Annotated in this window: 13 protein-coding genes; 1 reads left to right on the top strand and 12 read right to left on the bottom strand. The window is 69.5% G+C overall.

Annotated elements, in window-relative coordinates:
- Positions 1 to 55 precede the first annotated feature (55 nt).
- Positions 56 to 517 carry a hypothetical protein gene (locus tag ACFWUU_RS21045; protein ID WP_137258776.1) on the top strand — a complete coding sequence of 154 codons (462 nt, stop codon included), beginning with the start codon at positions 56 to 58 and terminating at the stop codon, positions 515 to 517.
- Here the strand turns inward: ACFWUU_RS21045 and ACFWUU_RS21050 are convergent.
- From ACFWUU_RS21050 to ACFWUU_RS21105, 12 genes are all read right to left on the bottom strand, one after another.
- Positions 514 to 1,290: an FHA domain-containing protein gene (locus ACFWUU_RS21050; RefSeq protein ID WP_380177383.1), complete on the bottom strand. Its 777-nt coding sequence runs from the start codon at positions 1,288 to 1,290 to the stop codon at positions 514 to 516. The genes ACFWUU_RS21045 and ACFWUU_RS21050 overlap by 4 nt on opposite strands.
- Positions 1,287 to 2,564: a VWA domain-containing protein gene (locus ACFWUU_RS21055; RefSeq protein ID WP_137258778.1), complete on the bottom strand. Its 1,278-nt coding sequence runs from the start codon at positions 2,562 to 2,564 to the stop codon at positions 1,287 to 1,289. Before ACFWUU_RS21055 ends, ACFWUU_RS21050 begins: the two co-directional genes overlap by 4 nt.
- A 15-nt stretch (positions 2,565 to 2,579) precedes the next feature.
- Entirely contained in the window at positions 2,580 to 3,644 is a 1,065-nt protein-coding gene (locus ACFWUU_RS21060; RefSeq protein ID WP_380177384.1) for a protein phosphatase 2C domain-containing protein, read from the bottom strand.
- Positions 3,629 to 5,995: a tetratricopeptide repeat protein gene (locus ACFWUU_RS21065; protein WP_380177385.1), complete on the bottom strand. Its 2,367-nt coding sequence runs from the start codon at positions 5,993 to 5,995 to the stop codon at positions 3,629 to 3,631. Before ACFWUU_RS21065 ends, ACFWUU_RS21060 begins: the two co-directional genes overlap by 16 nt.
- Positions 5,992 to 7,107 (bottom strand): hypothetical protein, encoded by a 1,116-nt coding sequence (locus ACFWUU_RS21070; protein ID WP_380177387.1) that lies wholly within the window; start codon positions 7,105 to 7,107, stop codon positions 5,992 to 5,994. The genes ACFWUU_RS21065 and ACFWUU_RS21070 overlap by 4 nt, the downstream gene beginning before the upstream one ends.
- A 4-nt stretch (positions 7,108 to 7,111) precedes the next feature.
- A complete protein-coding gene (locus tag ACFWUU_RS21075; protein ID WP_380177389.1) occupies positions 7,112 to 8,101 on the bottom strand; it encodes a transporter substrate-binding domain-containing protein in 990 nt (329 codons plus the stop codon).
- Positions 8,098 to 9,423 (bottom strand): hypothetical protein, encoded by a 1,326-nt coding sequence (locus ACFWUU_RS21080; protein WP_380177391.1) that lies wholly within the window; start codon positions 9,421 to 9,423, stop codon positions 8,098 to 8,100. Before ACFWUU_RS21080 ends, ACFWUU_RS21075 begins: the two co-directional genes overlap by 4 nt.
- On the bottom strand, positions 9,420 to 10,769 hold the full coding sequence (locus ACFWUU_RS21085; protein WP_380177393.1) for an AAA family ATPase: 1,350 nt from the start codon (positions 10,767 to 10,769) through the stop codon (positions 9,420 to 9,422). The genes ACFWUU_RS21080 and ACFWUU_RS21085 overlap by 4 nt, the downstream gene beginning before the upstream one ends.
- Positions 10,766 to 11,347: a hypothetical protein gene (locus ACFWUU_RS21090; protein WP_137258785.1), complete on the bottom strand. Its 582-nt coding sequence runs from the start codon at positions 11,345 to 11,347 to the stop codon at positions 10,766 to 10,768. The genes ACFWUU_RS21085 and ACFWUU_RS21090 overlap by 4 nt, the downstream gene beginning before the upstream one ends.
- 31 nt (positions 11,348 to 11,378) lie before the next feature.
- Complete coding sequence (locus ACFWUU_RS21095; RefSeq protein WP_380177395.1) at positions 11,379 to 12,638, bottom strand: toxic anion resistance protein; 1,260 nt, start codon at positions 12,636 to 12,638, stop codon at positions 11,379 to 11,381.
- Between the two features lie 121 nt (positions 12,639 to 12,759).
- Positions 12,760 to 13,215: a dihydrofolate reductase gene (locus tag ACFWUU_RS21100; RefSeq protein WP_380177397.1), complete on the bottom strand. Its 456-nt coding sequence runs from the start codon at positions 13,213 to 13,215 to the stop codon at positions 12,760 to 12,762.
- On the bottom strand, positions 13,212 to 14,003 hold the full coding sequence (locus tag ACFWUU_RS21105; RefSeq protein WP_137258788.1) for a thymidylate synthase: 792 nt from the start codon (positions 14,001 to 14,003) through the stop codon (positions 13,212 to 13,214). Before ACFWUU_RS21105 ends, ACFWUU_RS21100 begins: the two co-directional genes overlap by 4 nt.
- Position 14,004: the final 1 nt, after the last annotated feature.

The raw sequence follows: 14,004 nt of genomic DNA on the forward strand, positions 1-14,004 counted from the left end.
ACCTCGCGCCCTATGCTCCCTGACATGTCAGGGAGCTCCGGGGGGAGTCGCTGCGATGCGTGACATCGCCTTGATCCTGCATGTCGTGGCCGGGATTCTCGCCGTGCTGTTCGGCCCGCTGGCGATCGTGCTGACGTTGCGTCGCCGCGGGCTGAACTGGGCCGGCGAGGTCTACCACTGGACGATCGCCGGAGTCTGTCTGACCGCGCTGGTGATGGTCCCGTACGACTGGGGCCGGCTCTGGTACTTCTGGCCGATCACGATCGCGTCGTACCTGTTCGTCTACCTCGGCCAGCGCTCCGCCGAGGCTCCCGGCGGACTCTGGTACCGCGGCGTCCTGCGCGGGTACGGCGGGGGCTGGGTCGCGCTCTGGACCGCGATCGCGATCGTCAGCCTCCCGCACCACCCGTGGGCGTGGGCCATCCCGATCGTGGTCGGCTCGACCGTCATCGAGTGGTTGTGCTTCAACCCGTCGCCGACCTGGACCCGGGAGCCACAGGCCGGCGCGACGTCCTAGGCCTGGCCGGCCTGCTCTTCCGGGGTGGCCTTGCGTACGACGAGACGGGTCCAGGCGCCGACGTAGATGCGGTCGTCCGGGTTCAGCTCCTGGCGCTGGCCGGGGATGATCGGGTCCTCGGGGAGCGGGCCGGCGGCGGAGGCGACGTACGTGCCGTTGGAGGACTGGAGGTCCTCGACCCACCAGCGCGTGCCGTCCGTGGTGAGCTGCGCCTGGCGGCGGCTGACGCCGGTGTCGTCGCCGCAGTCGATCTCCGGGTGGATGTTCCGGCTGCGGGACGGGCGGCCGATCAGCAGGCTCTTCTCGGTCAACGGGATCACCGTCGGCAGGCCGGGTGACGGGCACGGGTCGTCGCTCTGCTGTACGGCGTACCAGTCGGGGTCGACCCACAGCTCGACGACCCACTCCGCGATTGCCGCGGGCGGTGCGGGCGGTGTCGGGCCGGACGACGAGAGGTCCAGCGACGACGCGGCTCGCGGCATGGTGCCGGTGGTGAAGTCGTAGCCGCAGTTCTCGCAGAACAACGCGTCGAGGGAGGCTGCCTCGGAGCAGTTGGGGCACAGCTGCCCCGCCGGAGCGGCGTCCGGGGAGGCGGGCGCTGAGACCCCAGAACCGAGCCCGGCACCAGCGGGCGCCGGAGCAGCCGGCCCACTCGCTGCAGCACCGGCCGGGTCCGAGCCCGTGGCAGGTGTGCCCGCCGGGATCGGGAGGCCGCAGACGTCGCAGTAGTCGGTCGAGGTGGACGGGTGCCCACTCGGACAGTTGACAGTCATTTCTTCACCCGGGTGGTCTTGGTGGAGGCCGTGTCGAGCGCCATCTCGTCGGCCTTCTCCACGGTCCGCTTCAGCCGCACCGTACCCGTTTCCTGGTCGTCGATGTCGACAACCTTGCGCAGCCGCGTGGTCGCTTCCTCGTTGCCGGTCGCGGCCGCGAGTTGCACCGCCCGCCCGAGCTTCGTGGTCGCGGTCGCCGTGTCACCGGCAGCCTTGGCGGCCAGGCCGTCCTGGATCGCCTGCGCCAGCTCGGTCTGTCCGGTGTAGTGCGCGACCTCCGGGCTGATCCGGGTCGTCAACGCCTCGTCGGCCGACCACAGCGCCTTGACCAGACCCTGCGCGACGGTCTGATCGCCGATCACCAGCTGCACACGGGCGGCGAGCTGCTCCTGCCCGATCGCCTTGGCGGCCAGCCGGATCGCCACGTGGTAGTCACGGGACTCGTCGCCCCATGAGCCGGTCGGGTACGACCCGGTGAGCGGGTTGATCGCCGTACGACGGGACGTCAGGTCCTCGACTGTCGGCGCGACCTGCCGTACGAACAGCACCTCGGCACCCTGCGGCGCCCACACCCGCAGGTCGGCCTGGGCCACACCGCGGCTCATCGCGTTCTGGATCAGCTTGGAGAACTCGGCGGCCAGCTGGTCCGGCGCCGGGATGATGTCGACGGTACCGAGCAGTGCCTGCGCGATCCGCCGTACTTCGTCCACCTGCCAGGCCACGCCGACGCCGCGGGTGTCGCACTGGAACTGGCCGGTGACCGACTCGATCGCCTGGGTCAGCGCCTCCGGCGTCTCGTGCTGGTTCTCGCCGTCGGTCAGCAGGATCGCGTGCTTCTGGGACAGCGACGGCACGGTCGCGAAGACCCGCGAGGCCAGCCGCAGCCAGGTGCCCATCGCAGTACCGCCGTCGGCGTAGAAGCGGGACACCGCGTCCTTGGCCGCCTGCCGCGTGTACGGGTCCATCCGGACCATCACCGGCTCCGAGGACGGCGGGAACGCCAATTGCGCCCGGTCGTTACCGGAGATCACCGCGAACCAGACCCCGTCGAGGATCTGGTCGAGCGCGGTCTGCGCGGCGTACGCCGCCGCCTGGACACCCTCGCGGCCCATCGAGCCGGAGGTGTCGACGATGATGATCTCGCCCGCGTCGCCGCTACCGGACTGGCCGGCCGCGCCGGCACCGGTGCAGTTCACCGTGACGATCGCGTGTACGTCGGTCCCGCCGTCGGGCAGGAACTCGTTCTGGTAGACGCTGGCGGTGAAGTCGGCCATCTCGGGTCCCTCTCCTTAGATACGTGCGAGCGCGACGGTGATGTTGTCCTGGCCGCCCTGGGCGTTGGCCCAGTCGACCAGTGCGGACGCGGTGGCCCTCGGCTCGCCACCACACCCCGCAGCTGTCTGACGGACGAGGTCGGCCAGCGGTGCCGCCTCGGAGCAGTAGTTCCACAGACCGTCCGAGCAGACCAGCAGCCAGCCCGGCCCGGTCACGTGCAGCGTCGTGATCCGCGGCGTGTGGTCCGGCGCATCCTTGCCGAGCCAGCGGGTGATCGCGTGCGCGTGCGGACCGGACTCGGCCTCCTCGCGCGAGATCCCAGTGGCGATCAGCTCGGCCGCCCACGAGTCGTCGACGGTCAGCGCGACCGCCTCGGCCTCGTCCGGGAACCAGTACGCCCGGCTGTCGCCGACGTTGCCGGCCACCAGCAGCCCGTCTTCCAGGACGGCCGCGACGAACGTGCAGGACGCCGGGTTCGGACTGTCCGGACTAGTGTTGTCGAGTACGGCGTCACTCGCAGCGTCCGCCGCCGCCTTGAGCCGCGCCGCGATCGCACTGCCCCGGGACGACTCGGTGCCAAGGCCCTGGGCGTGTCCGGCCTGCAGTACTTCGCACGCCGCCCTGGCCGCGGCCAGCGACGCCACGTCGGAGTCGAGCGAGGAGCTGACGCCGTCGCAGACCACGAGCAGCGCCCGGCTGCCCGGCTCGGCGTCGGCCGCGATCGCCATCGCGTCCTCGTTCCGGCTGTGCCGGATGCCGCGGTCGCACACTCCGGCCACCCACGGCGCGGGCTGCTCCTCGAAGTGGTCCCGTGGCTTCGCAGCCTTGGTGCCGCACGTCTCGCAGTACCCGTCGGGGCCGATGGTGCCGCCGCACGACTTGCACGGACCGACCTCCTCGACCGTCGCCGCGGTGATCTCGATCGTCGGCTCGGTGTCGGTGTCCAGCGCTGTCGAGCTCGGCGTGGTCGCCGGGGTGAGCTCGGCGCCGCAGGTCTCGCAGAAGCGATCGGACTCGGACACCGGCCCGCCACAGCTGGGGCAGACCGTCTCGGTCGTACTCGTCATCGCAACGTCCATCCTCGAACCTCGTTGGCCTGGTCGACCAGGGCGATCCGTTCCGGCCGGGACTCGGCCTGGTCGGCCAGCAACCGGTAGGTCGCCTCGAGCCCGTCCCGCAGGGCCGACTCGGTCGCCGCCCGCCCGTCGATCCGTAGAGCCTCCTGCGGACCGGACTGCTGGACCTCGGCCAGCGCGGTCCGGAACACGTCCGCGGCCAGGTTGGCCCGGTCGACCGGGTCGATGGTCAGCGCGGTGATGCTGTCCATCGCCTGGGCGAGCGCGGGAAGGCCACGCCCTGATCCTGCCAGCAGTCCGGCTCGCTGGCGACGGGCCCGCACATATGCGCCGCTGGTCCGGGGGACCAGGTCGAGCGCGCCGAGCGCGCCGTCGAGGTCGTTGCGCGACGTACGGATCGTGGCCAGGCCGAAGGCTGACGGTGCGATGTAGTTGGCGTCGGTCCGGGCACAGGTCAGGTAGAGGCCCTCGGCAACGTCGTACTCGCCGCTGTGCTCACAGGCGATCGCCAGCGCGAGTTTCGGCCCCAGCTCGCCCGGCACCTGGCCGTAGACGGCGTTGAACGCGGACTGCGCAGCAGCCGAGTCACCCCGAGCCAGAGCGACCAGTCCGGCCATCCAGACCGCCCGCCACTCCCACGGGTCGGCGTTGAGCAGGTCGGCCACCGCAGTGTCGACCATGTCGTAGCGCTCGGGTCCGACCTCCAGTGCGGCCTCCGCGACCTCCAGCAGAGTCTGCGCGGATTGCTCCGGCGCGTCGATCAGCAGCTCGAGCCGCTTGGCCGGGTCTGGCACGCTAACGGTCTTCAGCCAGCCGGCCATCTTGTCGCTCTCGTCCGGCGCCAGCGACGGCAGCTGCTGCCACGGCTCGACCGTGTCGCCCAGTCCGGTCGACTTGTCACCCGGAGTACCGAAGAGGAGTGACGAGGCCGAGTGCTGGGCTGCCTTGGTGCCCTGCTTGTCCGCCACGACCTCACGCAGTACGCCGAGGAGCTGCACGCGGAACTCGTCGGCGGACTGGAACCGGTCCGCCGGGTCCTTCGCGCAGGCCTTGGCCAGCAGGCGGTACACCGAGTCGTACTTCTGGAACAGCGGTACTTCGGCCACCGGCGGCAGCGAGTCGACGTACCGGCCCTGATACCCGCGGAACTCCATCGCCAGCACGCACAGCGTCCGGCCGAGCGTGAAGATGTCGGAGGCAACGGACGGGCCGACCTCCGCCACCTCGGGCGCCTGGAAGCCGACCGTGCCGTAGATCGCCGAGTCCAGGTCGTCGATCCGCCGTACGCCGCCGAGGTCGATCAGCTTGACCGCGTCGCCGACCTGGATGATGTTGTCCGGCTTGAAGTCGCAGTACACCAGGCCGAGATCGTGCAGGTACGAGAACGCGGGCAGGATCTCCAGCAGGTACGCGATGGCCTGGTCGATCGGGAGTGCGTCGTACTGGCCGTTGTTCGCGGTCATTCGTTGCTTGAGCAACGTTTTGAGCGAGGTGCCGCCGACGTACTCCATCACGATGTAGCCGGCGCCGTCGTGGGTGACGAAGTTGTAGATCTCGACGATGAGCGGGTGCTCGACGCGCGCCAGGAACTGCTGCTCGGCGATCGCGGCCGCGACGGCGTCCGGGTCCTCGGAGTTCAGCAGGCCCTTCAGAACGACCCAGCGGTTGGACACGTTGCGGTCCTGGGCCAGGTAGATCCAGCCGAAACCACCGTGCGCGAGGCAACCGCGGACCTCGTACTGCCCGCCGACCAGGTCGCCGGCCTTGAGCTTGGGCGAGAACGAGTACCGGCTGCGGCAATGCGGGCAGAACCCCTCGGTGCGGCCGGGCTGGCCGTCACGGGACCGGCCGACCGGGTTGCCGCAGTTCGGGCAGTTGCGGCGGTCCTCCGGGACCATCGGGTTGGCCAGGATCGCTTTGCTGGCGTCGATCGCGGGGATCGACGGCACGTGCGTCAGGCCGGCGCCGAGTCGGGCGCCGCGGAGGCGGGTGGACGACGTACCGAGTTTGCGGGTCAGCTTCGAGCCGGCCTGGGCGGCGCGGGCGGAGCCGAGCGGGGTGGAGGCCAGGCGGTTGGACGCGCGGGAGACGGTCGAGACCGAGCTGAGCGGGTCCGGGTCTGCTGCGGCTGCGCTGGGGGTTGACGAGGCGGGGGAGCCGCAGACGTCGCAGTACCCGTCGACGTAGGTGCCGGTGCAGCCGGGCCGGGTGCACGCGCCGGTCGCCGGGGCTGCCGCTTGGCCTGTGGCTGCTTGGCTTGCGGCCGCTTGGCTTGGCGCGGCTGGGGACCCGCAGACGTCGCAGTATCCGTCCACGATTGAGCCGGTGCAGCCCGGTTGAGTGCAGGTCGTCATTTCGTCCCTTCCAGGTAGGCCTGGTAGGCCGCTACCAGTGCACCGAGGCGCGCCAGGTCCACCGGCTCCGCCTCGATCACCGCTCGGCCGCGCCGGTACAGCTCGGCGAGATCCTCGTTGCCCTTGGCAACACTTGCCGCCTTCACCTGATAGGCGTCCAGCAACTGGGCCAGCTCGTCACGTTTCCCGATCGCAGTGCCGTACGCCGCCTGCGCCTGCCCGAGCGCCCGTCGTACGGCGTCCAACCGGGTCAGGTACTTCTCGAGCTCGGCCGGGGTGTTCGGCACCGGTCCGAGTGCGGTGACATCGGGTACGGCGAGGCGTGGCGCCGGGGTCACCGTGGCGACAGCCTTGTCGGCGAGCGCTCGGACCGCCGTACCTTGCGCCTCGAGCTCGCCGCGGAGCGTGCGCGCCCGGGCGACGTCGGCGGCCCGCTCCTTGCGGGTGGCGGCGCCGACGATCAGGTCACGCTCGGCGCGGGCCGCGTCGATCTCGAACGGGCCGATCAGACCGCCGATGTCCGCGCCACGTTTGTTGCGGTCGGCAAGGTCCGTCAGGCGGCGATCGAGGTCGTGGTGCTGGGCGAGGGCTTGGTCGCGGACGTTGGCCGGCTCGAGCTTGACCAGGTCGCTGATCCGCTCGACCTGCGCGCGCAGCTGCCGCAGGCGCGCGGCCAGGTCGGCGTCGCCGGGGTCGAGGGCGAGCTTGGCGCGGAGTGTCGCCGCCAGTGCGTCCGACAACTTGCATGCCTCGGGCAACGAAACGGCGAGCGATCCGCCGGCGCCGCCCGCGTCGAGCCCGCCCCAGATCAGTGCCGAGATCCGCTCGGTCTCCGTCTGCCCGACGCGGCCCGAGTCCCAGGTCACCAGGATCAGTTCGTACCGATCCGAGACGGCCTTCCAGACCGTCATGCTGAGCACGACATCCGCACTCAGCGCGTCCGCCTCCGGCGAGTGCAGGGCCGCCTGATCAAGCTCGTCCAGCTCCGCCTTCCGCCGATCCCGCCACTCCCCAAGCGCCCCAAGAAAGGAAAGCAGCTCCGAAGCCGGAACACTGCTCGCCATCCTCCCCGGCGGCGCCGGCGCCGAGACCGTCGGCGTACGAACCGTCATCGACTCACCGGCCGTATTCGGGCGTCGGCGGAGCCGTCAACGGCCCCAGGTCAGGACCGAGCCACGTGTTGTACGACTTCATCCATGCGCTGACGCCCGTCGGGCCGGGGGTCTTCATCTGCGCGAGCGCGGCGTTGACGAACCGGACGAAGTCCACGTTCTCCTTCTTGATGCCGAGGCCGTAGGGCTCGTCGCTGAACCGCTCCGGCAGGATCTTGGCGTACGGGTCCTGCGCGGCGTCGCCGGCCAGCACGGTGTCGTCACCGCTGATCCCTTGCGCCTTGCCCTGCTGGAACAGCACCAGGCAACCGGTGTCCGAGTCGGCCGTGATCGGCTTGACCGCCGGGTTCTTCTTCTTCAGGTTGTCGAGACTGGTCGACCCGGCCGGAGCGCAGATGGTCTGGTTGTCCAGGTCCTCCGTGCTCTTGGCCAGGGAATCGCGCTGGACCAGGGTCTTCTGACCGGAGCGGTAGTACTCGGCGGAGAACGCGATCTGCTGCCAGCGGGCGCAGTTGATCGTCATGTTCCGGGCGACGATGTCGACCTGACCGCTCTGCAGCACCGGGATGCGTTGCGGGCTGGAGATCACCCGTAGCTCGACTTTGTGCGGCTGACCCGGCGCAGGCGCGCCGAAGATCGCGTCGGCGACCATGTTGATCATGTCGATGTCGAAGCCCTCGATCTTCCCGGTCAGAGGATTCCGGGATCCGAGGTGCAGGCTGTCCGCCGAAACCCCCGCGATCAGCCGGCCGCGATCCTTGATCTTCGCCATGTAGCTGCCGGCGGGCATCACGCCACCAGGTGCAGGCGTGTTCACGTTCGGTGCGTATGACTCCAGCTCTCCGACTTTGCTGCACGGGGCGGTGGTCGACGGCGCCGTCGACGCCTGCGTCGGTGCCGGCTCGGCGGGGAGTTGGGTGGCGGCGTAGTTGCCGGAGCCGCAGGCGGTGAGGAGGAGGGCGGTTGCTACGGCGAGTGGGATCAGCTTTTTCATCGGTACTCCTCCAGGCGCTGGGACATGCCCCAGGCGACTAGTAGGGCGGCGAGGATGCCGATCGGGAGGCCTAGCCAGCCGAAGAAGCGGATGCTGCTTCGGGCGTCGGACAGTTTGTTGGAGACGTCGTCGCTGGTGGACTGGAGTTGGTCGGCCGACTGGGTGTCGAACGCCTTGAAGGTGTCGACCGAGTTGTTCTCGGACTTCGACGTACCGACGGCTATGTTCACGGCCTCGTCCCAGTTGCCACTGGTGTCCTGCTTGCGCACCTCGCCATGGACCTTCTTGTAATCGGACCAGAGGCCCTGCAGACCATCCGTCGTACCCGATGACTTGCCGAGTTGGTCGTCGACCGTGGCAGACGCGGTGTTGAACGCCTTGTCGAAGGCGTCGCCGGAGCCGCGGGCGATCAGGGTCAGGCTCTCGTTCGAGCGGGCGTCGTACGCCGCGATCCGGGCCGTCGACAACGCGAGCGTCTTCGCGTACGCGTCCGACCGGGTGTCGGATGCGGCACTCGAGGCCGACGAGAGCGAGACGCCGCCCAGGATCGTGACGATCAGGACGAGCGCGGCACCGACCACGATCGGGATGTTCAGATAGCGATGCGTACGCCGGGCCAGCCAGCGCAGCGTGATCACGAAGACCGCCAGCGTCAGCAGTCCGCCGACGAGGACCCAGATCGTCCCGCGTCCGACCCCGCTGAACTCGTCGTCCACCCGCTTCTCGTTCGCCTGGACCAGCGCGTTCACCAGCGGAAGCGAGTCGTCCTGGAGTACGGAGTTCGCGTCCCTGAGGTACTGCGATCCGATCGGCAGGCCCTGGCGGTTGTTCGCGCGGGCCTGCTCGATCAGGCCGTTGTAGGTGATGAGGGTGGTGTTCAGCTGGCCGAGGACGTTCTGGTCGGCGGGCTGGGCGGTCGAGGCCTCGGAGATCAGCCGGGCGGCCGCGGCCATCGAGTCGACGAAGTGCTGGCGCTGCACCGGCGGTTCGAGACCGCCGACCAGGAAGGCGTTCGTGGCGTCGGCGTTGGCGCTGACCAGGTTGGTGTGGATCCCCTGGATCCGGACCAGCTGGGCGGCGTTCGCTTCGGCGCGTTCGAGCGCGCCGTTCGACTGGGCGTGGCCCTGGGCGGCGGCGATGCCGAACAGGATGCTGACCACCGCGGCCAGGATCAGGAAGGCGCGCATGCGGCCCGGGGTGCCCTGGAACCATTGGGCGATCGCGTTACGGCGGCTCGGTGCCTGGGCGGCGGGTTGCGCCGTACCCGTGGGTGGGGCGGGCGGCGACCAAGTCGCGGGGGGCGCACTCTGGGTTTGGGTCACGCCTGATCTCCTTGGTCTTCGTCCTCGATCTGCTCGTCGGTGAGGTCTTCGGCGAGGATCTGACGCAGTTGGTCCGTTGTCGGTGCCGTCACGTCACGCAGGCGCCAGGCGTGCCGGCCGATCGCGGCCTCCAGCACGTTGCGGGCGAATCGCCCGTTGCCGAACGAGCTGTCGCGCGGAGTCGCGACCAGGATCTCCCGGAACTTGTCCAGTGACTCGGGTACGAGCTCGTAGTCGGACGCTTCGGCGAGCCCGGTGAGGATGTCGGTCAGCTCGTCGTCGGTGTAGTTCTCGAACTCGATCGTGGTCCGGAACCGGCTGGCCAGACCCGGGTTCGCGGCGATGAACGCCTCCATCGGCTGGGGGTACCCGGCGACGATCACGACCAGGTCGTCGCGCCGGTCCTCCATCTCCTTGACCAGCGTGTCGACGGCTTCCCGCCCGTACTGGTCGGCGCCGGTGTCGCCCGCGGTCAGGCTGTACGCCTCGTCGATGAACAGCACACCGCCGGCCGCGGATGCGACCACCTCGGCGGTCTTCGTCGCGGTCTGTCCTAGGTAGCCGGCGACGAGCTCCGAACGGTCGACCTCGATCAGCTGGCCCTTGGAGAGCAGGCCGAGTGCCTTGTAGATCCCGCTGACCAGCCGCGCGACGGTTGTCTTCCCAGTCCCCGGATTGCCTACGAACACCAGGTGGCGGGTGATGGTCGGGCTTTTGAGTCCCGCCTCGGTCCGCAACTTCTCAACCCGCAGTACGGCGACCTGGCGATGCACTTCCTGCTTCACACGAGCCAACCCCGTCAGCTCGTCGAGCTCAGCCAGCAGCTCCTCCACAGTCTTCGCCGGCTCAGCCGCTTCCACCGCCTCCGCCGAGGCCGCCGGGGCGGGTGCGGCTTGGGGTGCGTGGGATGCATCAGCTGGTGGGGTGATGGCACCCACCTGCAGTTGGCGGGCGCCGGCCGCCTGCAGTTGCGCGGCAGCTGCGACCGACGCGTTTCCGACGACCCGCATGGTCGGCTCGCCCAGCGTGCAGGCTGCGGAGGCGATCTCGGCCAGCGCTTCGGCGTACGCCGCCTTCTCCGGAGAGCTGTTGGCGATCAGCTCGGTGAGCACCGCCGTCGGTGCGCCTCGCCAGCGTCGTCCGCGGACCGCCGCGTCGAAGAAGTCCTGTGTCGTCCCACCAGGCACGGCCTTCGCCCAGTCTGCGGGCGCGCCCGGCGCCGACTCGGCCAGAGCAGCGGCGAGTGAGAGCGCCTCACCCCGCGCCGCATCTTCCGCGATGCCGGCCCGAGTCGCGACCGTGAGCAGGCCGGACAGCGCGTCCTGTAATCCCCCCGCGGTGCTCATGACCCTCCTCGTCCAGGTGGTGGTGCCAGTGGTCCGGACCCGAGGTCCGGTGGCGGCGTCGACTCGGTCGGGCCGAGGGCCAGGGCTCCGCCGGTGGAGCCGGTGCCGAACTTCTCCTGCAGGAACCTGCCGTGGGCGATCAGCGCCGCCGCGTCGGCCCGGTTCACCGCGTCGAACACCTTGTCCATCGTCGCGGCCAAGAGGTCCAACTGATCGATCAGGATCATCAGCGACGTCTTGCCCCGGTCGACCGGCCGGGTGTCCGCCCATTGCCGCGGCAGGCGCAGGTACCCGCCGATCGCCTCCGGCAGGTAGTCGGTCGCCGTCGCCATCACGGAGTACGCCTGTGCGCTGCCGCCGAGGTTGCCGAGCCGCGGGATCGTCTCCCGTACGACGCGGACCACCCGCCCGACCCGCGACGCGACCACGGCCGGTACGGCGCCGTTGGCAACCAACTGCTCGACGCGGACCAGGGACGCGAGCAGGTCGTCGGTGGTCGGCGGACGGGGGACCGCGGCAGGTTCGGGCGCTTCCTGCTTGCGGCCGGTCAGCCGCGCGAAGAAGTCACCGATTGCCATGCAGTTTCCCGTCCACCGGCCGACGCCGGAATCAGCGACCCAGGTTCAGGTCGAGGCTGCCGTGCACGACCTGCTGGTTCTGTTGGGCGACCCGGTCCAGGTAGCTGCGGGACTTGGTCACCTCGGTCTCCAGCGTGCCGATGGTGGCGGCCATGTTGTCGAGGGCCTCGACCTTGAACGTGTCGATCGCGTCCATGGTCGCGTAGATGTTCGCGAACGCGGCCTGCAGTTGCGGCAGCCCGATCGTCGCCGACGCGGCCTGCTGCTGGATCGCCACCGAGTTGTCACGCAGCATCTGCGAGGTGCGCTCGATCATGCCGCTGGTGGTCGTGTTCAGCGCGGTGATCTGGTCCAGCACGAGCTTCTGGTTGCCCAGGGCCTGCGCGACGATGACCGCCGTACGCAGCGCCGAGACCGTGGTGGTCGACGCGCGGTCGACGCCCTTGATCAGCTCGATGTTGTTCTTGATCACGATGTCGATGGCCAGGTAGTTCTGGATCGACACGGCCAGCTGGGTCAGGATGTCCTGGTGCTTCTGCCGGACGTAGAACAGCACGTCCTCGCGGAACGCCTTCGCCTTGTCCGGGTTCGTCGCGTCGAGTTCCGCGATCGCCGCGGAGAGGCGCGCGTCGAGGCGCTCGGCGACGTACACGTACTGGTTCAGCCGGGTCATCGCGTCCCAGAGGTTCTGCTTCTCCAGGTTCAGCGCGGCGTTGTCCTTGCCGAGCTCGTCCTGGCCGTTGCGCAGGCTGTGCAGGATGCCCTCGAGGTGGGTCTGCGCGCTCTGGTACTTGCGGAAGTAGTCCTCGATCTTGTCGCCGAACGGGATCATCCCGAGCAGCTTCTTCGGCCCGGTCGCTTCCTTCGGGTCCAGGTCCTCGACGGTACGACGCAGTTCGAGCAGCGTCTTGCCGACGGTCGAACCCTCCGACAGGCCGCCGCTCTGCAGCGCCTTGACCGGCTGCTGCAGCAACCGGTTCGAGCTCTCGGCCGCGGCGCGGATGTCGACGTCGCCCATGCTGCGGACGTCGCTCGCCTTCGCCGCGAACTCCGGCGACCGCGGCTCGGCCGCCATCAGCGAGGTCAGGAACGTGTCGACCTTCGCGTCGAGCCCCGGCAGGGCGGCGGCGTCGACCGCGGGCGCCATGCTCGGCGCGGCAGTCTCGGCAACAGGCTGTGACGGCGGCGGCGCGGTCAGTATCAGCCCCGGCGCGGTGGCCGTCGGCGGCTGGAGCGGTGCAGCAGCCGGCTGTGCCGCCGCCGCACCTGCGGTGTTATCTGCTTCGGTCATCGTCGTTCCCCTCCGGTGGCCTCCGCGAGGCGTCCCCGCGCCCGCGCCCTGTCACCTCCGTGACGCGCACACAATCTAGTCGGTTCCAGGTCCCCGTGGTGGGCCTGTTGCCTACTCGTTGTTAGCTGCGGCGGTAACTAACGAAGCAGTAGCCGTCGCGGGGGTCACGGGTGGTTTCTGTCCAGTCTGCCCGGCTGATCTCCGGGAACGTAACGTCGCCGTCGGGAGACTGGTCGACCTCGGTGAGTTCGAGGGCGTGCGCGTGGTGGAGCGCCTGGCGATAGATCTCGCCGCCGCCGGCGACGTACAGCGTGCCGTCGTACTGCAGGGCTTCGTCGAGGGAGTGGGCCACGGCGACGCCGTCGGCGGACCAGTCGGGTTGGCGGGTGACGACGACGGTACGGCGGCCCGGGAGCGGGCGGCCGATCGAGTCGTAGGTCTTGCGGCCCATGACGAGCGTGTGGCCGAGCGTGAGCTGCTTGAACCGTTGCAGGTCCTCACGGATCCGGAAGGGCAGGTCGTTGTCCCGCCCGATCACACCGTTGCGGCCGACCGCGGCGATGAGGATGACGCTCATACGGCGATGGGCGCCTTGATGCCGGGGTGCGGGTCGTAGCCGACCAGCTCGACGTCGGCGATCTCGTACCCGTCGATCGAGTCGCGCTTGTTGAGCTGCAGTGTGGGCAGCGGCCGCGGCTCGCGGGTGAGCTGCAGGCGGGCCTGGTCGAGGTGGTTCAGGTACAGGTGCGCGTCGCCGAGCGTGTGGACGAAGTCGCCGACCTCGAGCCCGGTCTGCTGCGCGACCATGTGCGTGAGCAGCGCGTACGACGCGATGTTGAACGGCACGCCGAGGAAGATGTCGGCGGACCGCTGGTACAGCTGGCAGGACAGCCGGCCGTCCGCGACGTAGAACTGGAACATGGTGTGACACGGCGGCAACGCCATGTCGTCCACGTCGGCCACGTTCCACGCGCTGACGATGTGGCGCCGCGAGTCCGGGTTGTTCTTGATCGACTCGATCAGCTTCGCGATCTGGTCGACGTGCCGCCCGTCCGGCGTCGGCCAGGAGCGCCACTGATAGCCGTAGACCGGGCCGAGTTCGCCGTCCGCGTCGGCCCACTCGTCCCAGATCGAGATGTTGTTCTCGTGCAGCCACTTGATGTTCGTGGAGCCGCTGAGGAACCAGATCAGTTCCCCGATCACCGAGCGCAGATGCAGCTTCTTCGTCGTCACCGCCGGGAAACCCTGGCTGAGGTCGTACCGCGACTGGTAGCCGAACACACTCAACGTGCCCGTCCCGGTCCGGTCGCCCTTCTCCGCCCCGTTGTCCAACACATGCCGAAGAAGATCCAGGTACTGCTGCATG

Source organism: Kribbella sp. NPDC058693, assembly GCF_042715335.1.
GTDB classification, from domain to species: Bacteria; Actinomycetota; Actinomycetes; order Propionibacteriales; family Kribbellaceae; genus Kribbella; species Kribbella jiaozuonensis.